The organism is Roseinatronobacter thiooxidans (genome assembly GCF_001870675.1).
GTDB classification, from domain to species: Bacteria; Pseudomonadota; Alphaproteobacteria; order Rhodobacterales; family Rhodobacteraceae; genus Roseinatronobacter; species Roseinatronobacter thiooxidans.
Genome location: NZ_MEHT01000015.1, coordinates 86,112 through 109,533, shown reverse-complemented (window position 1 = coordinate 109,533; position 23,422 = coordinate 86,112). Strand labels below are relative to the sequence as shown.

The 23,422-nt window shown below is 60.5% G+C and carries 30 protein-coding genes and 1 tRNA gene; 16 read left to right on the top strand and 15 right to left on the bottom strand.

Annotated elements, in window-relative coordinates:
* Positions 1 to 257: 257 nt before the first annotated feature.
* From rpsM to BG455_RS08460, 9 genes are all read left to right on the top strand, one after another.
* Positions 258 to 626, top strand: a complete 369-nt coding sequence (gene rpsM, locus BG455_RS08500; RefSeq protein ID WP_071469556.1) for a 30S ribosomal protein S13 — start codon at positions 258 to 260, stop codon at positions 624 to 626.
* Between the two features lie 15 nt (positions 627 to 641).
* Positions 642 to 1,031 (top strand): 30S ribosomal protein S11, encoded by a 390-nt coding sequence (gene rpsK, locus BG455_RS08495; protein ID WP_071469555.1) that lies wholly within the window; start codon positions 642 to 644, stop codon positions 1,029 to 1,031.
* Positions 1,032 to 1,148: 117 nt separating this feature from the next.
* A complete protein-coding gene (locus tag BG455_RS08490) occupies positions 1,149 to 2,165 on the top strand; it encodes a DNA-directed RNA polymerase subunit alpha (RefSeq protein ID WP_071469590.1) in 1,017 nt (338 codons plus the stop codon).
* A gap of 118 nt (positions 2,166 to 2,283) precedes the next feature.
* Positions 2,284 to 2,700: a 50S ribosomal protein L17 gene (gene rplQ / locus BG455_RS08485; protein WP_071469554.1), complete on the top strand. Its 417-nt coding sequence runs from the start codon at positions 2,284 to 2,286 to the stop codon at positions 2,698 to 2,700.
* A 113-nt stretch (positions 2,701 to 2,813) separates the two neighbouring features.
* Positions 2,814 to 4,199 carry a trypsin-like peptidase domain-containing protein gene (locus tag BG455_RS08480; RefSeq protein WP_071469553.1) on the top strand — a complete coding sequence of 462 codons (1,386 nt, stop codon included), beginning with the start codon at positions 2,814 to 2,816 and terminating at the stop codon, positions 4,197 to 4,199.
* Positions 4,200 to 4,240: 41 nt separating this feature from the next.
* The gene (locus BG455_RS08475) at positions 4,241 to 5,548 is read left to right on the top strand and encodes a replication-associated recombination protein A (protein WP_071469552.1); all 1,308 of its coding nucleotides are present in this window, start codon (positions 4,241 to 4,243) and stop codon (positions 5,546 to 5,548) included.
* Between the two features lie 144 nt (positions 5,549 to 5,692).
* On the top strand, positions 5,693 to 6,730 hold the full coding sequence (locus tag BG455_RS08470; RefSeq protein WP_071469589.1) for an RluA family pseudouridine synthase: 1,038 nt from the start codon (positions 5,693 to 5,695) through the stop codon (positions 6,728 to 6,730).
* Between the two features lie 2 nt (positions 6,731 to 6,732).
* Positions 6,733 to 7,389 carry an HAD-IA family hydrolase gene (locus BG455_RS08465; RefSeq protein WP_342742041.1) on the top strand — a complete coding sequence of 219 codons (657 nt, stop codon included), beginning with the start codon at positions 6,733 to 6,735 and terminating at the stop codon, positions 7,387 to 7,389.
* Positions 7,386 to 8,096 carry an ATP12 family chaperone protein gene (locus BG455_RS08460; protein ID WP_071469550.1) on the top strand — a complete coding sequence of 237 codons (711 nt, stop codon included), beginning with the start codon at positions 7,386 to 7,388 and terminating at the stop codon, positions 8,094 to 8,096. The genes BG455_RS08465 and BG455_RS08460 overlap by 4 nt, the downstream gene beginning before the upstream one ends.
* A 1-nt stretch (position 8,097) precedes the next feature.
* On the opposite strand, the gene BG455_RS08455 is transcribed toward BG455_RS08460, so the two are convergent.
* From BG455_RS08455 to rpmH, 10 genes are all read right to left on the bottom strand, one after another.
* Positions 8,098 to 8,598, bottom strand: coding sequence for a SixA phosphatase family protein (locus BG455_RS08455; protein WP_071469549.1), 501 nt, complete (start codon positions 8,596 to 8,598; stop codon positions 8,098 to 8,100).
* Positions 8,595 to 9,248 carry a ferredoxin gene (locus tag BG455_RS08450; RefSeq protein WP_071469548.1) on the bottom strand — a complete coding sequence of 218 codons (654 nt, stop codon included), beginning with the start codon at positions 9,246 to 9,248 and terminating at the stop codon, positions 8,595 to 8,597. Before BG455_RS08450 ends, BG455_RS08455 begins: the two co-directional genes overlap by 4 nt.
* Positions 9,249 to 9,252: 4 nt before the next feature.
* Positions 9,253 to 10,143: an acetylglutamate kinase gene (argB, locus tag BG455_RS08445; RefSeq protein WP_084386208.1), complete on the bottom strand. Its 891-nt coding sequence runs from the start codon at positions 10,141 to 10,143 to the stop codon at positions 9,253 to 9,255.
* Positions 10,144 to 10,797 carry a ribosome biogenesis GTP-binding protein YihA/YsxC gene (gene yihA, locus BG455_RS08440; protein ID WP_071469546.1) on the bottom strand — a complete coding sequence of 218 codons (654 nt, stop codon included), beginning with the start codon at positions 10,795 to 10,797 and terminating at the stop codon, positions 10,144 to 10,146.
* Positions 10,794 to 11,543, bottom strand: a complete 750-nt coding sequence (locus BG455_RS08435) for an MOSC domain-containing protein (protein ID WP_071469545.1) — start codon at positions 11,541 to 11,543, stop codon at positions 10,794 to 10,796. Before BG455_RS08435 ends, yihA begins: the two co-directional genes overlap by 4 nt.
* A 4-nt stretch (positions 11,544 to 11,547) precedes the next feature.
* Positions 11,548 to 13,320: a membrane protein insertase YidC gene (gene yidC / locus BG455_RS08430; protein WP_071469544.1), complete on the bottom strand. Its 1,773-nt coding sequence runs from the start codon at positions 13,318 to 13,320 to the stop codon at positions 11,548 to 11,550.
* A gap of 99 nt (positions 13,321 to 13,419) precedes the next feature.
* Positions 13,420 to 14,292 (bottom strand): tRNA 2-thiocytidine(32) synthetase TtcA, encoded by an 873-nt coding sequence (ttcA, locus tag BG455_RS08425; RefSeq protein ID WP_071469543.1) that lies wholly within the window; start codon positions 14,290 to 14,292, stop codon positions 13,420 to 13,422.
* A gap of 6 nt (positions 14,293 to 14,298) precedes the next feature.
* The gene (yidD, locus tag BG455_RS08420) at positions 14,299 to 14,562 is read right to left on the bottom strand and encodes a membrane protein insertion efficiency factor YidD (RefSeq protein ID WP_071469542.1); all 264 of its coding nucleotides are present in this window, start codon (positions 14,560 to 14,562) and stop codon (positions 14,299 to 14,301) included.
* Positions 14,559 to 14,978 carry a ribonuclease P protein component gene (gene rnpA, locus BG455_RS08415; RefSeq protein ID WP_071469588.1) on the bottom strand — a complete coding sequence of 140 codons (420 nt, stop codon included), beginning with the start codon at positions 14,976 to 14,978 and terminating at the stop codon, positions 14,559 to 14,561. The genes yidD and rnpA overlap by 4 nt, the downstream gene beginning before the upstream one ends.
* Positions 14,979 to 15,015: 37 nt before the next feature.
* On the bottom strand, positions 15,016 to 15,150 hold the full coding sequence (gene rpmH, locus BG455_RS08410) for a 50S ribosomal protein L34 (RefSeq protein ID WP_071469541.1): 135 nt from the start codon (positions 15,148 to 15,150) through the stop codon (positions 15,016 to 15,018).
* A gap of 274 nt (positions 15,151 to 15,424) precedes the next feature.
* Here rpmH and BG455_RS08405 point away from each other — a divergent pair, with 274 nt between their 5' ends.
* The 4 genes from BG455_RS08405 to BG455_RS08390 all read left to right on the top strand — a co-directional run bounded on the left by BG455_RS08405 (position 15,425) and on the right by BG455_RS08390 (position 19,122).
* A complete protein-coding gene (locus BG455_RS08405; RefSeq protein ID WP_071469587.1) occupies positions 15,425 to 16,156 on the top strand; it encodes a TVP38/TMEM64 family protein in 732 nt (243 codons plus the stop codon).
* On the top strand, positions 16,153 to 17,547 hold the full coding sequence (locus tag BG455_RS08400; RefSeq protein ID WP_071469540.1) for a dihydrolipoyl dehydrogenase family protein: 1,395 nt from the start codon (positions 16,153 to 16,155) through the stop codon (positions 17,545 to 17,547). The genes BG455_RS08405 and BG455_RS08400 overlap by 4 nt, the downstream gene beginning before the upstream one ends.
* A gap of 22 nt (positions 17,548 to 17,569) precedes the next feature.
* A complete protein-coding gene (locus tag BG455_RS08395; RefSeq protein ID WP_071469539.1) occupies positions 17,570 to 18,967 on the top strand; it encodes a sensor histidine kinase in 1,398 nt (465 codons plus the stop codon).
* A gap of 78 nt (positions 18,968 to 19,045) precedes the next feature.
* Positions 19,046 to 19,122, top strand: a tRNA-Arg gene (locus BG455_RS08390).
* Positions 19,123 to 19,141: 19 nt separating this feature from the next.
* On the opposite strand, the gene BG455_RS08385 is transcribed toward BG455_RS08390, so the two are convergent.
* The 3 genes from BG455_RS08385 to BG455_RS17305 are packed head-to-tail and all read right to left on the bottom strand — an operon-like array spanning position 19,142 to position 19,775.
* Positions 19,142 to 19,447 carry a site-specific integrase gene (locus BG455_RS08385; RefSeq protein ID WP_071469538.1) on the bottom strand — a complete coding sequence of 102 codons (306 nt, stop codon included), beginning with the start codon at positions 19,445 to 19,447 and terminating at the stop codon, positions 19,142 to 19,144.
* 24 nt (positions 19,448 to 19,471) lie between these two features.
* Positions 19,472 to 19,639 (bottom strand): site-specific integrase, encoded by a 168-nt coding sequence (locus tag BG455_RS17310; protein ID WP_170124773.1) that lies wholly within the window; start codon positions 19,637 to 19,639, stop codon positions 19,472 to 19,474.
* Positions 19,617 to 19,775 carry a Clp protease/crotonase-like domain-containing protein gene (locus tag BG455_RS17305; RefSeq protein WP_170124774.1) on the bottom strand — a complete coding sequence of 53 codons (159 nt, stop codon included), beginning with the start codon at positions 19,773 to 19,775 and terminating at the stop codon, positions 19,617 to 19,619. Before BG455_RS17305 ends, BG455_RS17310 begins: the two co-directional genes overlap by 23 nt.
* A gap of 30 nt (positions 19,776 to 19,805) precedes the next feature.
* Here BG455_RS17305 and BG455_RS17655 point away from each other — a divergent pair, with 30 nt between their 5' ends.
* The 3 genes from BG455_RS17655 to BG455_RS17095 all read left to right on the top strand — a co-directional run bounded on the left by BG455_RS17655 (position 19,806) and on the right by BG455_RS17095 (position 20,484).
* Complete coding sequence (locus BG455_RS17655; protein WP_281243910.1) at positions 19,806 to 19,940, top strand: hypothetical protein; 135 nt, start codon at positions 19,806 to 19,808, stop codon at positions 19,938 to 19,940.
* An 85-nt stretch (positions 19,941 to 20,025) separates the two neighbouring features.
* The gene (locus BG455_RS17685) at positions 20,026 to 20,148 is read left to right on the top strand and encodes a transposase (protein WP_084386206.1); all 123 of its coding nucleotides are present in this window, start codon (positions 20,026 to 20,028) and stop codon (positions 20,146 to 20,148) included.
* A 63-nt stretch (positions 20,149 to 20,211) separates the two neighbouring features.
* Positions 20,212 to 20,484 carry a hypothetical protein gene (locus BG455_RS17095; RefSeq protein WP_143079901.1) on the top strand — a complete coding sequence of 91 codons (273 nt, stop codon included), beginning with the start codon at positions 20,212 to 20,214 and terminating at the stop codon, positions 20,482 to 20,484.
* Positions 20,485 to 20,889: 405 nt separating this feature from the next.
* On the opposite strand, the gene BG455_RS08375 is transcribed toward BG455_RS17095, so the two are convergent.
* A complete protein-coding gene (locus BG455_RS08375) occupies positions 20,890 to 21,867 on the bottom strand; it encodes a 2-dehydropantoate 2-reductase (protein WP_071469536.1) in 978 nt (325 codons plus the stop codon).
* Positions 21,868 to 21,871: 4 nt separating this feature from the next.
* Complete coding sequence (locus BG455_RS08370; RefSeq protein WP_071469535.1) at positions 21,872 to 23,413, bottom strand: acyl--CoA ligase; 1,542 nt, start codon at positions 23,411 to 23,413, stop codon at positions 21,872 to 21,874.
* Positions 23,414 to 23,422: the final 9 nt, after the last annotated feature.

Here is a 23,422-nt window from a genome sequence, read left to right as displayed (position 1 = left end):
TATATGCACTGGGTGCAGGGGGGATGCGCGTAAATTCGCGCGTATCTCTCCCCAAAGCCTGCGGTAACCGCGACGTGTGATAAAACGCTGTCTGATCCTATTGACGTTATGACGAAAAAGACTTACCCGCAAATCTCGACTGACGAATCGCGCCTCGTATTCGGGGCGTGATTTGTTTTTGATGCACGCGGGCATTCGGCCCGTGTTGTGAAAAAAGGTTCTGGTATTACGGAACCGCAACGAAAGGAAGCACCCGCGTGGCACGTATTGCTGGCGTAAACATCCCGACAGGAAAGCGCGTTCCCATCGCGTTGACCTATATCCACGGCATCGGCCCCAGAGCGGCCGAGGAGATTTGCACTTCGGTGGGCATCGACCTGACGCGCCGCGTCAACGAGCTGTCGGACAGCGAGATCCTGTCCATCCGTGAACATATCGACGCGAATTTCACAGTTGAAGGCGATTTGCGCCGCGAAGTCCAGATGAACATCAAAAGCATGATGGACATGGGGTCTTACCGTGGTCTGCGTCATCGTCGCAACCTTCCCGTGCGCGGACAGCGCACACATACCAATGCGCGCACGCGCAAAGGTCCGGCGAAAGCAATCGCCGGCAAGAAGAAGTAAGGGGAGGTTTGAACGATGGCTCGTGAAAAGACTCGCGTCAAACGCAAAGTCCGCAAGAATATTGCTGCTGGTGTTGCCCATGTGAACTCCAGCTTCAACAACACCAAAATCCTGATCTCGGATGTGCAGGGCAACGCCATTTCTTGGTCGTCTGCTGGCACAATGGGGTTCAAAGGGTCGCGTAAATCGACACCTTATGCCGCCCAGCTTGCTGCCGAAGATGCAGGCAAGAAGGCGCAGGAACATGGCGTCAAGACATTGGAAGTCGAAGTGCAAGGCCCCGGTTCGGGCCGTGAATCTGCGCTGCGCGCCTTGGCTGCTGCCGGTTTCAACATCACGTCTATCCGCGATGTGACACCAATGGCCCATAATGGCTGCCGCCCGCCAAAGCGGCGTCGCGTCTGATTTCTGTATACCCTTGGTCAGGCCGCGTGATTTTCGCGGTCTGGCTTTGTCATTTTTGAACCTCGGGCGTTGCCGCGTTACGGACATGGCGCAGCAACAGGAATGGAGGCGACACGCATGATCCATAAAAATTGGCAAGAATTGATCAAGCCCACGCAACTGGAAGTCAAGCCAGGTGCTGACCCTATGCGTCAGGCAACAGTCATTGCAGAACCGCTGGAACGCGGCTTTGGTCTGACCCTTGGCAACGCGCTGCGTCGCGTGCTGATGTCGTCGCTTCAGGGCGCGGCCATCACCTCTGTCCAGATTGACAATGTGCTGCACGAATTCTCTTCCGTGCCGGGCGTGCGCGAAGATGTGACAGATATTGTTCTGAACCTGAAAACCGTGTCCCTGCGCATGGATGTCGAAGGGCCAAAACGCCTGTCGATTTCCGCACAAGGGCCGGGCGTTGTGACTGCGGGTGATATTCAGACATCTGCGGGCATCGAGGTTCTGAACCGCGATCAGGTCATCTGTCACCTTGACGATGGCGCGTCGGTCTACATGGAACTGACGGTGAATACCGGCAAGGGCTATGTCTCGGCCGACAAGAACCGGCCCGAAGATGCGCCCATCGGTCTGATTCCGATCGACGCCATTTTCTCGCCTGTCAAGAAAACCAGCTACGAAGTTCAGCCCACCCGCGAAGGGCAGGTTCTGGATTATGATAAGCTGACCATGAAAGTGGAAACTGACGGTTCTGTCAGTGCAGAAGATGCTGTCGCATTCGCGGCGCGCATTCTGCAAGACCAGCTGCAAATCTTCGTCAATTTCGACGAGCCTGAATCGGCTGGCTCGAAAGATGATGATGACGGTCTGGAATTCAACCCGCTGCTGCTGAAGAAAGTAGACGAGTTGGAACTGTCGGTCCGTTCGGCCAACTGCCTGAAGAACGACAATATCGTGTATATTGGCGATCTGATTCAGAAGACCGAAGCAGAAATGCTGCGCACACCGAATTTCGGCCGCAAATCGCTGAACGAGATCAAGGAAGTGCTGTCTGGTATGGGCTTGCACCTTGGCATGGATGTCGAGGAATGGCCGCCAGAGAATATCGACGACCTTGCCAAGCGGTTCGAAGACCAGTTCTAAGATTTGCAGGGCGGGTCAACCACCCGCCCTGCCTACGACCGGGCACATGCCCCAAGGAGAGCCGAGGTCACGCAGCCTAGGCCAGACAAAGTAAAAATGACGTTAAAGGAGAAATGACATGCGTCACGCCAGAGGATACCGCCGCCTGAACCGCACACATGAGCACCGCAAGGCGCTGTGGGCGAATATGTCGGGCTCGCTCATTGAACATGAGCAGATCAAGACCACCCTGCCCAAAGCCAAGGAACTGCGCCCGATCATCGAAAAGCTGATCACGCTGGCCAAGCGCGGCGACCTGCATGCACGCCGTCAGGCCGCATCGCAGCTGAAGCAGGACATGTATGTTGCCAAGCTGTTTGACGTGCTTGGCCCCCGCTACAAAGACCGTCAGGGCGGCTATGTGCGCATTCTGAAAGCCGGTTTCCGGTATGGCGACATGGCGCCAATGGCGATCATCGAATTTGTTGACCGTGACGTGACTGCCAAAGGCGCTGCCGATCTGGCCCGTCTGGAAGCAGAAGCAGCCGAAGCCTAAGTTTCGCAGCACAGCGTTAAGCAAAGGCCCGCACATCTTGTGCGGGCCTTTTGCATTGAACTTGGCGCTGGCCGTTTCCTATATTGCGCAAGCTGTAAGAGGGAGTTTTGCATATGCGTCCTGTCACCCTGATTGCGTTTTGTGCGGCCTTGGCTTGGGCAATCCCTGCGCGGGCCGAGACGGTGCCAAACTCGCTGGCCGAAGTGCAACTCAGTTTTGGGCCGGTCGTGCGCCATGCCGCGCCCGCTGTGGTCAATATCTATGCGCAGCGTGTTGTTGCGCAGCGCGCTAGCCCGTTTGCGAATGATCCCTTCTTTGGCGATCTGTTTCGCAATTTCGGGCAGGTCACCCCGCGGGTACAAAACGCGCTGGGGTCGGGGGTTATTCTGTCCGAGGATGGGATTGTCGTGTCAAACTTCCATGTTGTGGGCAATGCGACCGAGATCAGGGTCGTGCTGAATGACCGCCGCGAATATGACGCCGAAATCATCCTGACAGATGAAGAAAGCGATCTGGCGGTGCTGCGGTTGCGCGGGGCATCCGGCTTGCCAAACCTGCACTTCGCGGATTCTGACGCCGCCGAAGTGGGTGATCTGGTTCTGGCCATCGGCAACCCGTTCGGGGTGGGGCAGACAGTGTCCAGCGGCATCATCTCGGGGCTGGCGCGGTCGGGTATCGCGGTGGGGTCGGGCAGGGGGTATTTCATCCAGACCGATGCGCCGATCAATCCGGGCAATTCCGGCGGTGCGCTGGTCGATATGCAGGGGCGGCTGGTGGGGGTGAACACCGCGATCATCTCGCGCTCGGGGGCGTCGCATGGCATTGGCTTTGCGATACCGGCCAATCTGGTCGCGGCAGTGGTTGAACAGGCGCGCGCGGGGCAATCCAGTTTTCAGCGGCCTTGGGCGGGCGTGACGGCACAGGCGGTCGATGCGGCGCTGGCCGATGCTTTCGGGCAAACCGCCCCCGAAGGGGTGATCCTGCTGGAAATGCACCCAGACAGCCCGCTTGCCAAAGCGGGGCTGCTGCGCGGCGATGTGGTCCTGAGCGTCGATGGTGCTGCGGTCAACTCGGCCCCCGAGATGATGTTCCGCCTGTCGGTGCAGGGGCTTGGTGCGCAATCGGACCTGACCTACCGGCGCGGCGATCAGGTGACGACCACCCAGATTGCCCTGATCGCAGCACCCGATAGCCCCGACCGTCAGGCGCGATATGTGGACGGACGCTCTGCCCTGCGGGGGCTGTCTGTCGCGCGGATCAATCCGGCGGTGATTTCCGAATACAACCTTGCGCCAGAGGCAGAGGGGATCATCGTCACCGGGCTGGAACAATTTGCCGCCCGTACCGGCCTGCGCAGGGGGGATATTCTGCTAGCGATAAATGGCGCGGCCATCACTTCGACCGAGGATGTGGTGCAGCTGGCGCGCGAACAGACGCGCACATGGTTGATCGAGGTTTTGCGCGACGGGCGGCGCGTGGCCCTGCGCTTCCGGTTGTGATGCGCCTTTCGCACGCGCCGCAACAGGGATAGACTGCATATATGGCTGACCTGTTCGACACCCAAGACACTGCGCCCGACAGCGCGCCCCGTCCGCTTGCGGACAGGTTGCGCCCGCGCAGCCTGCGCGATGTGATCGGGCAGGACAAAGTGTTGCGCGATGACGGGCCGTTGGGGGCAATGCTGGCCAGTGGGCAGATCGCCTCTCTCATCCTGTGGGGGCCGCCGGGGGTGGGCAAGACAACCATCGCGCGGTTGCTGGCGGATGAAACCGCGCTGCATTTCACACAACTCAGCGCGATTTTCACAGGCGTGCCGGAGTTGCGCAAGGTGTTCGAGCAGGCGAAACTGCGTCGCCAGAACGGGCGCGGCACATTGTTATTCGTGGATGAGATTCACCGCTTCAACAAGTCGCAGCAAGACAGTTTCCTGCCCCATATGGAAGATGGCACCATCATTCTGGTGGGGGCGACCACTGAAAACCCGTCATTCGAGTTGAACGCGGCACTTTTGTCGCGTGCGCAGGTGATCGTGCTGGAGCGGTTCAGTCTGGCCGATCTTGAACTTCTGGCCCAACGCGCCGAACAGGATTTTGGCCGCGCGTTGCCGCTGGACGGCCCCGCGCGCGAGGCGCTGCTGGACATGGCCGATGGCGACGGGCGCGCGGCGCTGAACCTGATCGAGCAGGTGATGGGCTGGGGGCTGAGCGGAAAGCTGAACAGCGCCGATCTGTCCAAACGCCTGATGCGGCGCGCGGCGCAATACGACAAATCGGGGGATGCGCATTACAACCTGATCTCGGCGCTGCACAAATCCGTGCGCGGGTCGGACCCCGATGCCGCACTTTACTGGTTCGCACGCATGATAGAGGGGGGCGAAGACCCCCGCTATCTGGCGCGCCGCCTGACGCGGATGGCAGTTGAAGATATCGGCCTTGCAGACCCGCAGGCGCAAGCTGTCTGTCTGGAAGCGTGGCAGAGTTACGAGCGCTTGGGCAGCCCCGAGGGGGATCTGGCGCTGGCGCAGGCGGTCAGCTACCTCGCCCTCGCACCCAAGTCGAATGCGGGCTATGTGGCGTGGAAAGCCGCGCTGAAACTGGCAAAGCAAACCGGCTCGCTGCCCCCGCCCAAGCATATTCTGAATGCGCCCACGAAGCTAATGAAAGACCAGGGCTACGGGGCGGGCTATGATTACGACCATGACGCCGAGGACGGATTTTCAGGGCAGGATTATTTTCCCGAAGGGGTTAAGCGCCCGGTGCTGTACCAGCCGCGCGAGCGCGGATTCGAGCGGGAATTGGCCAAGCGGCTGGCCTATTTCGCCAAATTGCGGGCCAAGCGCGGCGGCTAACCCCGGGGGCTGCCGCCCCCGGACCCCCGCGAGTATTTGGAGCAAGAAAATGTCAGATTGGCTGTCTGCCTGCGGTTGCGTCTTGCATCCGGTTGACATCGGGGGGCTGGCAGGGAAAGGAAGATGTGAAAAGCGGGGATGAAGATGAGTAAAGTGCAGGTTGTGCAAGTGGGGCCGGAAGAGGGCGAGCAGCGGCTGGATCGCTGGCTGAAGCGCCAGTTTCCGCAAATCACGCAAGGGCTGATCGAGAAGGCCTGCCGCAAGGGCGATATTCGCGTGGATGGCGCGCGGGTCAAGGCGTCAAGCCGGATCGAGGCCGGACAGCAGGTGCGCGTCCCGCCCCTGCCTGAAAGCATGCCCGCCTTGGCAGAGCCCAAATCCAAGATCAGCGCCAGTGATGCGCGGATGATTCAGGCCGCCGTGATGTGGAAAGACCAGCATATCATCGCGCTGAACAAACCGACGGGCCTGCCGAGTCAGGGCGGCAGCGGGCAGGGCAACCGGCATGTTGACGGGCTGACCGAGGCGCTGATGTTTGACTATAAGGAACGCCCTGTGCTGGTGCACCGGCTGGACAAGGACACTTCTGGCGTGTTGCTGCTGGCGCGCACCCCGCGCGTGGCGCGTAGGCTGGCCGAAGCGTTTCGCCACCGCGAGACGCGCAAGATCTACTGGGCACTGGTGGCCGGTGTGCCGCAACCTTTGAAGGGCACGATCAAATACGGGCTGGTCAAGGCCGGTGGACGGGGGGGCAATGAGAAGATGCACTGCATCCACCCTGCCGAAGTCGACAAGGTCGAAGGGGCCAAGCGCGCGACCACCGATTTCGCCGTGTTGGAGCGGCTGGGCGGGCGCGCGGCTTGGGTGGCCCTGTCGCCGATCACGGGCCGCACACACCAGTTGCGCGCGCATATGGCCGAGATGGGCCATCCGATTATGGGGGATGGCAAATATGGCGGATCAGCGCAGGAAAACCTTGGCGATGGCTGGGGCGCGGGGATTGGCGGCGAGGTGAGCCGCAAGCTGCATCTGCATGCGCGGTCCTTGCGGGTAGAGCACCCTGTGACAGGCGCGATGCTGGAGCTGACAGCCCCATTGCCCGACCATATGGCCGAGAGCTGGAAGCTGTTTGGCTGGGATGCACGCGATGTGCCTGCCGACCCGTTTGAGGGGGAAAGCTGATCTTGCGTCTGGTCGTGTTTGATGTGGATGGCACGCTTGTGGACAGTCAGGCGCATATTCTGGCCGCGATGGCGCAGGCCTTTGGCGGGCTGGGGCTGGCAGCGCCGGACCGTGCCGCAGTGCTGGAGATTGTGGGCCTGTCACTGCCACAAGCCATGGCGCGGCTGGTGCCTGCACTAAGTGCGCCAGAGCGGGACCAGTTGGTGGCGGGCTATAAGGACGCATATTCGGGCATGCGCGCGCAGACCCTGTCGCCGCTATACCCCGGTGCGGCCGCGATGCTGGAGGCGTTGGCGCGCGACCCGTCCCTGCACTTGGGCATTGCGACCGGCAAATCACGGCGCGGCCTGCTGCACCTGATGGCCGCGCATGGATGGGAGGGGCGGTTTGTCACGATGCAGGTGGCCGATGACCACCCGTCAAAACCGCACCCGTCCATGTTGCAGGCCTGTCTGCGCGAAACGGGCATCGCGCCGCAACATGCGGTGATGGTGGGCGATACGGTCTATGACATGGAGATGGCGCGGGCGGCGGGCTTGCACGGCGTGGGCGTCAGTTGGGGCTATCACCATGCCAGCCGGCTGGGGCCGCGCGTGATAGACCGCTTTGAGGCATTGCCCGCAGAACTTGCGGATATCTGGGATGAGAGGGCAGCATGAGCGGTTGGGTGAAAAAGCGGTTCTGGGCGCAGGCCGAGGTTTGCGCGACCGAAGGCGGGTTCACCGTCACGCTGGACGGGCGCGCGGTCAAGACGCCGGGCAAGGCGGCGCTGGTGGTGCCGAATGCGGCCGTGGCGCAGTTGATTGCTGCAGAGTTTCAGGCGCAGGACAAAGTGCTGGACCCAGAGACAATGCCTGTCACCCGCGCGGCAAATTCGGCCATCGACAAGGTGCAGGTTGCAACATCAGAGGTGACAGAGCTGATCACCGCCTATGGTGACAGCGATCTGGTGTGTTACCGCGCCGAGGCGCCAGAGGGGCTTGTCGCGCGCGAGGCGCAGGCTTGGGACCCGCTGGTGGACTGGGCAGCGCACCGCTATGGCCTGCGCCCTGTCGTACGCACAGGCATTGTCCACACGCCCCAGCCGCCTGCCTTGCTGGCAAGCCTGCGCGCGGATGTCGAGCGGCTGAGCGTGTTCGAACTGACCGCTTTTCATGATCTGGTGTCGATGACAGGTTCGCTGATTATCGGTTTGGCCGTGCTGGACCGTTTCGCCCCGCCAGAGGCATTGTGGGACGCCTCTCGCATTGATGAGGATTGGCAGGCCGAGCAATGGGGCAGCGACGAGATTGCCGAAGCCCTGACACAGGCGCGCAGGCAAAGCTTTCTGGATGCCGCGCGCCTGTATTTCACGTTGCAGGCATGAGTTATTCCAACTCTCTCGGGACCACGAAATCCAGTGCGGTGCCAGTGTCGTAATCCACGGCGGCCCAGTTTTCAGCGTCAAATTCTGCAACCAGTGTGGCGCAGGTCGGGTATTGGTTGAACGCGGGATGCGTGACGCGCTGGCGCAGCAGCATGGCGGCCAGCGCGGCAATGCCGGGGTTATGGCCGATCATCAGGACAGTCGGCGCCTTGGCCGTGCGCAAGGCGCGCAGCATCACATCGGGGCAGGCGTGATAAAGCGCGGGTTCAAACCGCACAGGCATCTGTGGCAACTGGGTGCTGAGCAGCGCGAATGTTTCGCGCGTGCGGGTCGCATCGGATACCAGCGCGTCTTGCGGCAGATAGCCTTTGTCTGCCATCCAGCGCCCGATCAGGGGCGCGGCGCGCGTGCCGCGCGGGTTTAATCGGCGCTGGTGGTCGGTTTCCAACGGGTTGTCCCAGTCGGATTTTGCATGGCGGGTCAGGATCAGGCGCAGGGTCATGTGTGAAAATGCCTCATGTGAAATGCAGATTGGTCAGGGTCGCGGCCATAGGCGTGAGAGAGGGGGCAGGCCGCGCGCACAGCGCAACCGCCGGTCATGCAGGCTTGCCCCGCGGGCTGGTCCAGATAGGCATGGCAGGCAGCCGTGTCATAGCCTGTCTGCGTCAGGGCGCGGGCCGGGCAGGCGGTGACGCAGGGCTGCGCGCAAGTGGTGCAGGGGCTTTGCGCGGCGGGGGGTGGGGGCAAGTCCAGCCGCTGGGCAAAGCCAAGCGCGCCGCGATAGGACAGCCACAGCCCTGCCGTATCATGCACCAGAAACTGCACAGGCGAGGGCCAGGCGCGCCCGCTGGCCTTGGCCCATGTATAGAACGGGTGCGGCGGGGTGGTGCCGAAGGGGTAGAACGCACACGCGCCAAGCCTGCCCGCCAGCGCGTCGAGGATGCGGCGGGACCATCTGTCCATAGGGTCTGGCAGGGTATCGCGGTATTCGGGGCTTTGCGTGAAGCTGGCCCAGAAGCCCGGCTCTTGCGGGCCGAGCAGAACCAGCGTTTCAACACCTTCGGGCACTGGGGCGGCCCCTTTGTGGAACGCGCCCAGAACTGCCAGCGCGTGGGGCCGTGCCAGATTGGAAATCTGGTCAAGCCCCGCCATGCGCCTAGCCTTTTGGTGTGATTTGCGGCGCGCTGTTGCGGATGATGCTGCCAGCACCATGGTCCGTGAACAGTTCCAGCAGGCAGGCATTGGGCGCGCGGCCATCCAGGATGACCACAGCGCGCACACCCCCTTCAATGGCCGCAAGCGCGGTTTCGGTTTTCGGGATCATGCCGCCTGCGATCACACCTGCCTCTGTCAACTCGCGCACATGGGCGGGAGAGAGTTGGGTGACGACTTCGCCGCTGGCATTCTTGACGCCGGAGACATCCGTCAGCAGCAACAGGCGGTCTGCTTTCAGCGCGCCAGCGATGGCACCTGCGGCGGTGTCGCCGTTAATATTATATGTCTCGCCCTGACGGCCCATGCCCAAGGGTGCAATCACGGGAATAAAGCCGCCCGTGAACAGATGGTGCAGCAGATCGGTATTCACCGCGACGGGGCGGCCAACAAGGCCCAGTTCGGGGTCGTCCGCTTCGCAGGTGACCATGCCGCCATCTTTGCCCGACAGGCCCACCGCGCGCCCGCCTTCATCCTGTATGGCCTGCACAATGCGTTTGTTCACGGCACCGGACAAGACCATCTCGACCACTTCCATGGTGGCCGCGTCGGTCACGCGCTTGCCGCGCACGAAATCGGACTGGATGTTCAGTTTGCCCAGCATTTCGTTAATCATCGGCCCGCCGCCATGCACGATGACGGGGTTTACGCCAACCTGACGCATCAGCACCACATCGCGCGCGAAACTGGCCATTTCTTCGGCGTCACCCATAGCATGACCGCCGAATTTGATGACGACAATCGCGCCAGCGTAGCGTTGCAGATAAGGAAGCGCCTCGGACAATGTCCGGGCGGTGGCAAACCAGTCCTGAGTCATGGGGCGTTGCTTCTTCATTTAGGTCAGTCCAGCGATGATCGCGCGCAAGGTGGGAATGCCCGCGCCCTTTTCGGACGAGGTCACGACAAGTTCGGGATATGCGGCCGGATGCTTGGCAAGGGCGGCGCGCACTTGGGCAAGGGTTTTGTCCTGCTCGGCGGTGCTGAGTTTGTCGGCCTTGGTCAGCACCACCTGAAAGGTGACCGCCGATTGGTTCAGCAGCTTCATGATTTCGGCGTCCACGTCCTTCACGCCGTGGCGCATATCGACCAGCAGAAAGGCGCGGCGCAGGTTGGCGCGGCCTGACAGATAGGCTTTCAGCAGGCGTTGCCACTTCTCGACCACGGGCAGGGGGGCTTTGGCAAAGCCATAGCCCGGAAGGTCCACCAGATAGTGGCTGTCGCCTGCGGTGAAATAGTTGATTTCCTGAGTGCGCCCCGGTGTGTTCGAGGTGCGCGCAATCGCGCGGCGGCCTGTCAGCGCATTTATCAGGCTGGATTTGCCCACGTTCGAGCGGCCCGCAAAACAGACTTCCAGCCGGTCGGCAGGGGGCAGGCCATCCATGGCCACCACACCCTTGAGGAACTCCACCTCGCTGGTCAGCAGCTTGCGCCCTGCCTCCAGTGCAAGGGCGTCGGGGTCTTCGACAATGGGAAACGGCAGCGTGGTCATGGTAAAATCTCCACCGGGTCGCCTGCGCGGATTGCGCCGGATTGGGTGACAACGGCATATACACCGAAATCGGTGTGGTCATAGGCCTGTTCGAGGGCGTCAAGCGTATTGACGTCAATCTTGCCGGTTGCGCAATCCACCATCGTCGCGCGGCACCGTGTGATGCGTTCTACTATTTTCAGTTTTGCCGCGCCGATTTGCAAGTTTCGGCCAAGCAGATCGAATTCTTCCCAAGGAACCAGCCCGTCCAGCCACAGATTGCCGCGCCAGCGGTCCAACCCCAGATCGCGCCCAAGCCGCGCGCCCAGCACGCGGTTCGAGGCCATGTTCAGGATCGACACCGACTCGAAATCTGAATCGGTCATGCCACGGCCGGCACTGACAAGGCGCTCAGGCTGGGCGCGCCCCCCCACCATCAGCGGGCGCAGCCAGTCAAGAAAGGCATGCTGCCCTGCGCTGTCATCGGGGGCAAATTGTATCGCGGGCCGGTCGGGGTGGGTCAGGGTGATCTGGCCGGTCATTTCGTCAAACTGGCACTGGATCGCCTGCAAGGTGGGGGTTTTGGCCCCGCGGGTGAAGTTCATGCAGGCGTTCCAGCCGGGCAACAGGGCCGCCGCTTCGTGTGCGACGGCCCAATGCCGGTCATAGGGCAGGCAGCGCCCTTCGGTCAGGGGGACCACAGGCAACTCTTCGCGCCCATGCGCCTTGATGGGATGGCGGAAGATATGCGCAAGCCGCCACCCCACGGGCCTAGCCCTTTTTCTTCTTCTTGACGCCGATATTGCCAAGCAGGTCTGGCCGGCTGCCATTCATCGCCATGATCGAATATTGCTGTGTAAAGGTGATGACGTTGTTCGCAATCCAGTACAGCACCAGACCCGAGGCAAACCAACCCAGCATGAACATGAAGATCCAAGGCATCCATGTCATGACGGCCTGCTGGATCGGTTCGGTGGGCGTTGGGTTCAGCTTCATCTGCAACCACATCGACACACCCAGCATGATCGGCAGAATACCGATAAAGATCATCGCAAGAATGCTGTCGGGGTGGGGTGCAGCCCATGGCAGCAACCCGAACAGGTTCATGATCGAGGTGGGGTCAGGCGCCGAGAGGTCGTTGAACACGCCGAACCATGGCGCGTGCCGCAATTCCAGCGTGACGAAGATCACCTTATACAGCGAGAAGAAAATCGGAATCTGCAACAGGATCGGCAGGCAGCCCGCAGCGGGGTTGACCTTCTTCTCCTTATACAGCTTCATCATTTCCTGCTGCATTTTCTGCTTGTCGTCGCCCGCACGGTCCTTGATGGCCAGCATGTCGGGTTGCAGTTCTTTCATCTTGGCCATGCTGACATAGGATTTCCACGCCAGCGGCAGCAAGATGGCCTTGATCAGCAGTGTCAGAGTGACGATCGACCAGCCCATATTGCCGATAATGCCATTGATGAAATACAGCGTGGCGAAAATCGGCTTGGTCAGGAAGAAGAACCAGCCCCAGTCGATGGCGTCGATAAAGCGCTCGATGCCCAGGTCACGCTCGTAATTGCGGATGACGGTCCATTCCTTGGCACCCGCAAACAGCATGGTCTGGACTTGATCGCTTTCGCCCGGCCCGACTGTCAGTGTGGGCAGGTCTGCGCGGGTCTGGTACACATCGCGCGCAGGAATATAGCGCGAAACAGCCGAAAAGGGCTGTCCGGGCTGCGGGATCAGCATGGCCATCCAGTATTTGTCGGAAATGCCAAGCCAGCCGTTTTCAGCCACTTCTGTGACGCGGGCGTTGGTGTTTTCACGCTCGCTGACACGGAAATCGCGCACGGCCTTGTATTTGTCTTCATTCAGGCGGCCATCTGCAACCTCGATAAACCCTTCATGACTGATGAAGAAATTTTCAAGGTCGCTTGGTTCGCCATGCCGCGAGAGCAGGCCATAAGGGGCCATGCGCGCGGTTGTGTCGCTGGTATTCTCGACCCCTTGGGTGACGGTGAACATATAGTTCTCGTCAATCTCGAAGCGCTGGGTAAAGCGCAGGCCGGTGTCATTTGTCCATGCCAGTGTGACAGGCAGGCCCGGCGAAAGGTTGGTGCCTTCGACCAATTCCCAAGGGGTATTGGCACCGGGCACGTCATCCCAGCCCATGTCGCGGCCGGGGCGCCAGCCATATAGCGCATAAAACGCTTCGTTCTGGTCCTCTGGCATAAGAAGCTGAACGATGCTTGCGCCGGGATCGACTGTTTCGCGGTAATCCTTCAGCGACAGATCATCAATCCGGCCACCACGCAGGTTGATGGAGCCTGTCAGGCGGGGCGTATCGATTTCGATGCGGGGCAGTTCCTCATCGAGTTCGACCTGCTCGGCCTCGGCCATGGATTGCGCCTCTCCGCCTGCCGCGATGGGCAGTTCGGTCACATCGGCTGTGTCGCGCGGTGCGGGTTCGGGGGGTGGGAACATCCACATCCAGACCACGAGCACCATGAGGCTTAGGGCGAAAGCCATAAGCAGATTGCGGTTCTGTTCATCCATGAGAAGGCCGTATCCTGTCACATCTGGGGTCGCGCCCGGTTCAACAGAAGCCCCGCCCAAAGGTCAAGCGATTTTCCCCTGAATTCGGACGGCGCGTCATCACATCGCGTCTAAAACCGGTGGCGTTTGAAGGTCCGTATCAGTCCGCAGCGCAGTTGCAAGGGAAAGAAAATCAAAAAGCTGCGGATCTGGCATATGCGAGGGGCGAATATTCATCAGGGCACGAAACATGATGTTGCGCCGGCCCGGCATGCGTTTTTCCCACTCGTTCAGCAGCGCCTTGACCTGCATACGCTGCAATCCGTCCTGACTGCCGCACAGATCGCAGGGGATGATGGGGTAGTTCATGGCGCGGGCAAAACGGTCGCAATCTTCCTCGGGCACAAAGGCGAGGGGGCGATAGACAAACAGATCGCCATCTTCATTTACCAGTTTGGGCGGCATCGTGGCCAATCGCCCGCCGTGAAACAAATTCATGAAGAAAGTTTCCAGCAGATCATCCCGATGATGGCCCAGCACCACAGCCGAACACCCTTCTTCGCGGGCGATTCGGTACAGGTTTCCGCGTCGCAGCCGTGAACACAGCGCGCAATAGGTGCGCCCTTGCGGCACCTTGTCCATGACAATGGAATAGGTGTCCCGATACTCGATCCGGTGCGGCACCTGCATGCGGGTCAGAAACTCTGGCAGCACCGTTGCCGGAAAGCCGGGCTGGCCCTGATCCAGATTGCAGGCCAGCAATTCCACCGGCAAAAGGCCACGCCATTTCAGTTCGATCAGCGCGGCCAGCAGGGTGTAGCTGTCCTTGCCACCAGACAGGCAGACCAGCCAGCGTGCGCCGGGCTGGATCATGCCATATTGGTCAATCGCCGCGCGGGTTTCGCGGATGATGCGCTTGCGCAGCTTACGAAATTCGGTGCTGTCGGGGGCAGCTTGCAGGATCGGCGGGATATCTGATGTCTCATCAAGCATGCAGCATCACCTTTCGTCGCAATCGGGGCGTGTTTTCTGGTCCGCCTGTGGTGCCGGAACCGGATCGTAACCGGAACTGCCCCAAGGATGGCACCGTCCGATCCGGCGGGCGGCAAGCCAGCTGCCTTTCAGCGCGCCGTGCCGTTCCAACGCGTCCATCGCATAGGCCGAACAGGTGGGCTGAAACCGGCATGCATGCCCCACCCATGGGCTGAACACGATCCGGTAAAACCGCACCGGCAAAGAGACAACCCATGCAAAAGGGGTCATGTCGCGCCCCCATGCAGCTTGGTCAGCGCGCGTTCAAGGTCTGCGCACATATCGGCGAAATTGTGATGCGCGGTCGCGTCAGGGCGGCCCACAAGCACATAATCCCACCCCGCGCGCCCGTGACGCGGCAGGACATGGCGCGCGACTTCGCGCAAGCGCCGTTTGGCGCGGTTGCGTGCAACAGCATTCCCAAGTTTCTTTGAACAGGTGAAGCCCACGCGCAAACCTTCGCGCGCGTCCGTGTCGCGCTGGCGGGCCTGTAGCAGGAAGGCCGGGCAGGGCAGGCGCCTTGCCTTGGCCGCGCGCAGGAAATCCGCACGTTTCTTCAGCGTTTCGGGCGTCAGACATGACAAATCCGCCGACACATCTGCGGGTTCGGCATTTGGCCTTACCACATCTGCAACCGGCGGTTTCATCTTGCTCACCATTGGCCCGCTATCGCAGGCCATATGCTTATGCTGACAGCTTCTTGCGGCCAATGCGGCGGCGTGCGTTCAGAATTTTCTGACCGGCTTTGGTTGCCATGCGTGCGCGAAAGCCGTGGCGGCGCTTGCGTACCAGATTGCTGGGCTGATAGGTGCGTTTCATCGCTCCGTTCCTTACATTCGGGCAACCGCAGATCCTGCCGGATTCGGCCCCCAGTCCTAATTCAGGCTCGCCGAATACGCGGCACAGGGGCGTAAGTCAATTCTCTAATCTGCGAAAAGGGCGGGTCTTGTGCTGGATCATGCAGAAAACTGTAACAATTCCCGCAGATACCCTCGCATGTCATCAAGGCCGCGTGATAATGCAAGAAAATGCGTAACACTTGGGGCGTGCTGACGTAATCCGGCATGTGACAGCCAAAAAAGGACAGTATCGCGTGACCCAGCCCCAGCTTCCAATCGCGCAATGGCGCCAGCGCCTGCCAATTATCATTATCCTGCTTGTCGCCATCCTTGGCGCTGTGGTGTTGCGCGAATATCTGTCCTTTGACGCATTGCGCGACAACCGTGCCGCGCTGATCGCCTTTCGGGACAGCAATTATCTGCTGACAGCGGCGGCTTTTGTGCTGGCCTATATCGCCATTGTCAGCTTTTCGCTGCCCGGTGCAACAGCGGCCACGCTGACAGGGGGGTTCCTGTTCGGCGTATTTCCGGGGGCTGCGTTCAACATTATTGCCGCGACAATCGGCGCGGTGCTGATCTTTCTTGCGGTGCGCGCGGGGTTTGGCCGGTCGATGGCCGCCAAGATCGATGCCAGCGACGGGCGTGTAAAGCGGATGACGCAGGCGATTCGCGCAAATGAATTTCCGGTGCTGTTCTCGCTGCGGCTGATGCCGGTGCTGCCGTTTTTCGTGATGAATGTGATTCCTGCCTTGATTGGGGTGCGCATTTCGGTTTTTGCGGCCACAACTTTTCTGGGCATCATGCCGGGTGGCATTATCTATACTTGGGTTGGCGCTGGACTGGGCGATGTGTTTGCCCGCGATGAAACGCCCGATCTGGGCATTATCTTCGAGCCGCATATTCTGGGGCCGCTGCTGGGGCTGGCGGCTTTGTCGTTGCTGCCCACAATCCTGAAATCCCTACGTGGCAAGGAGCGTGACGTATGAGCCGGATCAAGACGGATATTTGTGTTATCGGCGGCGGCTCTGGCGGGTTGTCGGTTGCGGCGGGGGCGGTGCAGATGGGCGCGCGTGTCGTGCTGATTGAAGGGCACAAAATGGGGGGGGATTGCCTGAATTACGGCTGCGTCCCGTCCAAGGCGTTGTTGTCGCAGGCCAAGGCGGTCAAGGCGCGCGGCGACACACCGCGCGCGGAAGATTTCCGCGCCGCAATGGCGCATGTAAAATCCACCATCGCCACGATCGAGCCGCATGATTCGGTTGAACGCTTTGAGGGGCTTGGCGTGCAGGTCATACAGGGGTTTGCCCGTTTCACTGGCCCCGACACTGTGACTGTGGGGGATGTGACAATCTCTGCGCGGCGCTTTGTGGTGGCGACCGGGTCGCGTGCCTTTATCCCCCCGATCAAGGGGTTGGAGGATGTCCCCTATATGACCAATGAAACCCTGTTCACGCAGGCAGATTGCCCCGGCCATCTGCTGGTCATTGGCGCTGGTCCCATCGGGCTGGAAATGGCGCAAGCGCATAAGCGCCTTGGCGCGCGGGTCACGGTGATTGAAGGGGCCGCAGCCCTTGGCCGCGATGACCCAGAGGCGGCCGCTGTGGTGCTGGAGCATTTGCGCAGCGAGGGGATCGAGATTGTCGAGCAGGCGCAGGTTGAACAGGTCTCTGGCCGCGCAGGCGCGATTGAAGTGCAGGTCAAGGGCGGCACGATCTTTGTGGGAACGCATCTGCTGGTGGCTGTCGGGCGTGCGCCCAATGTCGAAAAGCTGGATCTGGACAAGGCAGGCATTCGCCACACCCGTGCAGGCATTACCGTCGATGCAAGGTTGCGCAGCACCAACAGGCGCGTCCATGCGATTGGCGATGTGGCAGGGCAGGGTCAATTCACCCATCTGGCGGGCTATCACGCGGGCGTGGTTATCCGTTCTGTGGTATTGGGTTTGCCTGCGAAAGCGCGACATGACCATATTCCCCATGTCACCTTTACCGACCCCGAACTGGCCCATATCGGCCTGAGTGAAGCGGATGCGCGCAAGCGCTATGGCGGCGCACTCAGCGTGCATAAAGTGGGCTATGACCAGATCGACCGCGCGCAGGCCGAGGGGCAGACCACAGGGTTCATCAAGCTGATGGCGGTTCGTGGGCGGCCTGTGGGCGTCACGATTGTTGGCGCGCAGGCGGGCGAGGTGATCGCCCCCTATGCGCTGGCCATGGCCAACAGCCTCAAGCTTGGCGCCATTGCGGGCACAGTCTTGCCTTACCCAACTTTGGCGGAAATCGGCAAACGCGCAGCAGGGGCCTATTTTTCACCCAAACTCTTTGATAGCATAAACGTGAAGCGCTTTGTCGGGATGGTTCAGAGGTGGTTGCCCTGACCAGCATGCGCTAGGTAAGGGTATGATCTCGAATAGTTTGTCAGCGCGATTTCTTTGGCTTGTCGTCATCTTCGTGATGCTGGCCGAAGTGTTGATTTTTGTCCCCTCGGTGTCACGCTATCGTGAAGAGTACCTTCTGGCACGGCTGGAGCGTGCGCAAATCGCGTCGCTTGCGCTTCTTGCCTCTGACGGGTCCATCGCAGGGGAGTTGGCGGGCGAGTTGCTGGAGAATGCGGGCGTCTATAACGTGGTGCTGCGCCGCGATGCTGTGCGCGAACTTATCTTATCCTCGCCTATACCGGGGCAGATCGATGCGACATATGACCTGCGCGGTGCCAATGCCTTTGCGCTGATGCGCGATGCGCTGGACGAGATGCGCCGCAACGAGGGGCGGATCATTCGGGTTATCGGCGATCCTGTGCGACAGGCCGGTTTGCTGATTGAAATCACGCTGGATACGGAAAATCTGCAAGCCGGATTGTGGGAATATGGCAAGCGTATCTTGCTGCTTACCTTGCTGATTTCAGGGATCACGGCGCTGTTGCTGTATCTTTCCATTCAGGCTTTTGTCGTGGCACCGATGCGGCGGGTGATCCGGTCTATGTCGGCTTATGCAGAGGCACCGCAAGATGCCAACCGCATTATCGTGCCCCGATCCACCATCCGCGAGATCCGCGAGGCGGAAGAGGCGCTGAACCAGATGCAGACCGACCTGACAGGGCTGTTGCGGCAGAAAAACCGGCTTGTGCAACTGGGCGGGTCGGTCGCGCGGATCAGCCATGACCTGCGCAATATGCTGACAACCGCATCCATGCTGGCCGACCGGATGGAGTTGAGCAAAGACCCCAGCGTCCAGCGTGCCGCGCCCAAGCTTGTCGGCTCGTTGTCGCGGGCGATCAACCTGTGCGAATCCACGCTGGCCTTTGGCAAAGCAGAAGAGGCGCCGCCAAAACTTGCACGACTGCCCCTCGGGGCATTGGTTGAAGATGTTGTGGAGAACGAGAAACTGGCCGTTGCCGACAGTGCCGAGATCACATTCCTGACCGATCTGCCTGCCGATCTGCATGTCCATGCCGATGGCGAGCAGTTGTTTCGCGTTCTGAGCAATCTGGTGCGCAATGCGCGTCAGGCCCTTGAGGCCACCAAACAACCCGGCGTGATCGAGATACTGGCAAAGCGCGCGCAACAGGACGGAAAGCCCGGCGTTGCAATCCGGGTGGGCGATTCGGGGCCGGGCCTGCCACCCAAGGCACGCGAGCACCTGTTCGAGGCGTTTCAGGGCGGCGCGCGCAAAGGCGGTGTCGGGCTGGGGCTGGCGATTGCAGCAGAACTGGTGCGCGGGCATGGTGGCGTGCTGGAGTTGATCCGCTCAGATGCCGAAGGAACAGAGTTTCGCATCTGGCTTCCCTGCGAGGTTTGAATTTTTCCGCCGGATTTGCAAATTCGTTTTGAAAGTCCCCTTGCAAAGGACGGGGCAGGGGGGTATGTCGCCCTCAACGCGCCCGTAGCTCAGCTGGATAGAGCACCAGACTACGAATCTGGGGGTCAGAGGTTCGAATCCTTTCGGGCGCGCCATACATATTATTGTTTTCTTTCATTTTTCCGCTTTGGTGCGGCTCGCGCTGCATTTGTGGTTTGCAAAAGCTGTTGCCGTTGCGTTCTCGAAGTGGTGAATCGCTGTCTGTGACAGCGCTTCAGTTCTGGCGAGATATTTTTCCAGAATACGGTGTGCTGATTGCAGGGAGTGGCCGGTGATCGATACAATCTGAGGGACTGGACAGCCCGCTTCAGAAAGCAACGTTACCGCCGTGCCGCGCAGATCGCGAAATTCCAGTCGCTCGGACTTGTCCACATTATACAGGCCGCATGCCTTCATGTGTGCAGTCCATGCCTTGCCCATGGCCTTGTCGTCGCGTTCGGCACTCTATGGCCTGCCATCAGGGCGGGTCAGAATGTAGGGGCCAACACGCTGCATTGCGTCCAGCATGCGCTTGAGTGCCTGAATGCAGGGAACCAGCACGCGCCGCTTGCTTTTGTTCTGGCGCAGGCTGATCTTTATGCCGTCATAGTCAGACCAGCGCAGGCGGATCATGCACCAGCTCCCACGCGTCCATGCGCATGATGATCTTGTCGCCCGCCATGGCAATAAGGGTTGCAGCGGATGCCGCCACGACCTCGACCTCGACAGTGGCAAAGCCTTTGTAATCTTTCAGGATATGGTAAATCACCTGACCCTCGGACGCGATGCCGCCGCCTGAGTGGAAGCCCTTGATCAGGTTCTTGGCCGGCTGGAGAAGGGTGAGATCAGCGCCATTGAGGCGGTTGATGAACTGCTGGCCGAAGAACTCAGCCTTAGAGAGAACCGCAGAATTGGTGTCTTGCTGCGTGCCTGATGCCTGTTAAAACGCTGGAGAGCTTCGACTTCTCGTTTCAGCCCTCACTGGATCGCCACAGGATCATGGGGCTGGGGCCGGCCATTTGAGCGCAGTTGCCTTCATAGCCGCGATTGGAGACACTAAGGCTTTCCCGTCCGGCCGCACGGCAGCGGCCTGGATCGGCTTGACCCCACGACGATATCAGTCAGACGAGATCAACATGTAGGGTCGGATTTCGCGCCACGGGGACAAGCTACTCCGCACATATCTCTACGAGGCTGCTGCCCACATGCTGATCCGTGCCAAGACGGACAGCGCCCTGAAGAAGTGGGGTATGGCGCCTTGGGAAAAGATTGGGTTCAAACGCGCAAATGTGATGGTCGCAAGAAAACTGGCTGTGACGTTGTTTGCCATGCTGTACACTGGCAAGCTGTTTGAAGCCGATGCCCGACCGCGAAAACTACCTTTACCCCGGACAGGCGGACAAACCACAGACGTTCAGGAATCCAGAAAACCAAAAACGTCGCCCACTTTGGCGCCGTTACGAAGAAGAAATGCTTGACCCAAAGGCTTCGATTAGAAAACCCCGTCTCATCAATCACAAGGACGCCATCCGGATCGGTGAGCGCATCGACAGCATAGTTACGCACCTGCTCGCACAGGCCATCTGCGGGCCAACGTGATCGACCCAGCAAGGACGGACTACGATAGGGTCGGGCCAGCCCGGCTTCTTCGGCCAGCATCCACCCTGTCTTGCACTCCGCACCTGACAGCAACCCATCACTGAGTGCGCCCGCCGAAAGCTGCTGCTCTGAGCGCTTGAACGCAGGCCCGACAAATGCCCACAGGTCATCAAGCGCCCTGCGCTAATTTCCAAAGCTTCCAGCCCAATCCAATACAGACATGCGCATCACTCCAATCCAATGGCGCAACTGAATCAGAACTCAACACAATACGCTACTGTAGATCAGGCATACAGGCCAGCAGTGCGGGCGCGCAGCCGGATCAGCGCAAGGACTGTGTCGATGGTGGGGGTTGGCGTCTGGGTCAAGTGCCCCAGTTCCTGCACCGCACTGACCAATGCATCTATTTCCATCGGGCGACCGGCGTCCAAGTCTTGCAACATCGAGGTGCGATGCGCCCCGACTGCGGCCCCCCCATCAATGCGTTTATCGACATCGATGGGGAATTTCACGCCCAGTTTTTCGGCGATTTCCTGCGCTTCAAGCATCATGGCACGCGCAACAGCGCGGGTGCCGGTATCGGTACACAGCACGTCCAGCGTTGCATGGGTCAGCGCCGAGATGGGGTTGAAAGACAGGTTCCCCCAAAGCTTGACCCAAATCTCGTCGCGGATTTTCGGGCGCACGGGGGCGCGCAGCCCTGCATCTTGCAGGGCTTGCGACAATTTTTGTGCGCGCTCGGATTTCTGGCCTGACGGTTCTCCCAATGAAAAACGATTGCCTTCGATATGACGGATCGTTCCCGGCTCTGCCACCTCTGCCGCCGGATAGACAACGCACCCCAAGACGCGTTCCGGCCCAAAGCCGCGCCATTGTGCGCCATCTGGATCGACCGAGTTGAGTTGCTTGTCCGCAAGAGGCCCCTCAAGCCCGTGAAAATACCACCACGGCACACCATTGACGCCCGAAACGATTGTTGTGCCTGCGCCGATCAGTGGCTTCATCTGATCAACAACAGGGGGCACGGAATGGGCCTTGAGCGTGATGATGACATAATCCTGATGGCCCAGTTCGCGCGGATCGTCCGACACGGTTACCGGCACAGTGAAGCTGCCCTCTTCTTCGATCAGGGTCAGGCCCTTGTCGCGCATCGCGGCCAGATGGGGGCCGCGCGCAACTAGGCTGACATCGGCACCGGCCTTGGCCAGTTTCGCACCCATATAGCCGCCGATGGCACCGGCGCCGAATATGCAAATTTTCATGCTTTCATGCCTCCGTCACCAGACCCAGTTTTTCGGCAAGGCCAATGCGCTGCAATTTGCCTGTCGCACCTTTGGGAATTTCCTCAAGGATCACAACCTTGCGCGGCACTTTGAAATCTGCAAGCCGCGTTGCGGCAAAATCGCGGATTTCGCGCTCTGTGCCTGTCGCACCCTCGCGCAAGACAACGGCTGCGGCCACGTCTTCGCCCAGCTTGGGGTGGGGCAGGGCAAATGTGACCACCTGAACCACCGAAGGATGATCCATCAGCACTGCATCCACTTCCAGAGGGCTGATCTTCTCGCCCCCGCGATTGATGATTTCTTTCAGCCGCCCTGTCAGGTTCAGATACCCTTCCGGATCGAAGGTGCCCTGATCGCCAGTGCGGAACCAGCGCTTTCCATCGGCTTCAAAGAAGTTTTTGCGGTTGGCGTCTTCATTTGCCTCATATCCGGGGGTGACATTGGGGCCAGAGATGACCACCTCGCCAGTGGCATCCATTGGCAAAAGGGTGTCTTCCACCTCATGGGCGATGCGCACTTCGGGGCCACCGGCAACGCCAACGGACCCCGGTTTTTGCGCGCGTGGCGGCAAGGGGTTGGTGGTCATCTGGTGCGCGGCTTCGGTCATGCCATAGCTTTCGATGACGGGGCAGGCGAATGTCTTGGACAGCTGCACCATGACTTGCGGCGGCAGCGAGGCGGATGACGACCGGATCAGGCGAAGCTGAAGGCGGCCCAATATGTCGGAGTTGCGTTCGGCGCGGGTCAGAATAGCCTGATGCATGGTCGGCACAGCAGTGTACCATGTCGGGCGCGCGGTATCGAGCCAGCCAAAGAAGCGCAGCGCATCAAAGCCCGGTGCGCACCAGATCGACGCGCCAGCAGCGAGGCTGGAAGAGACAGCGGCCACAAGCCCGTGGATGTGAAACAGGGGCATGACATTCAGGCACCGATCTGCGGGCGTCAGCGCCAGCGAAGTGCCGATATGGTGGGCCGAGGCTGCAATGTTGCGCTGCAAAAGCGGCACAATCTTGGGCCGAGAGGTGGTGCCCGATGTGTGCAGGATCAGGGCAATATCGTCCGGCCCTGCCATGGCTGTGTCCGGCGTGCCTGTGGCCTGCCCCTCTGCAACCAGTGTAAAACTGCCTGCGGGCTGTGCCGGATCGAACCCCAGTCGCAAGATCACAAGGCCATGGCGGCCTGCGGCCTCTAATGCGGGGCCGTCATAGCCTTCGGGCAGGACAATCGCCTTGGCTTTCAAGTCCTGAAGGTAGAAGTCGAATTCATCCACGCGGTAAGACGGGTTAAGCGGGGCCGTCACGGCACCCTGCGCGATGGTCACAAAGGCCGAGGCCATCTCTGGCCCGTTTGGCAGCACAATCGCCACGCGGTCGCCCCGGCCAATGCCTGCGCCATGCAAAGCGGCCAATGTCTGCTCTGTCAGCGCGCGCAATCCACCATGAGTAAGCCAGGGGCGCTCTGGTGCACCAAGGGCGGGCGCATCAGCGGGATGTGGCGCCAACAATGCGTGCAGGGTATTCGACATGGTAATTCC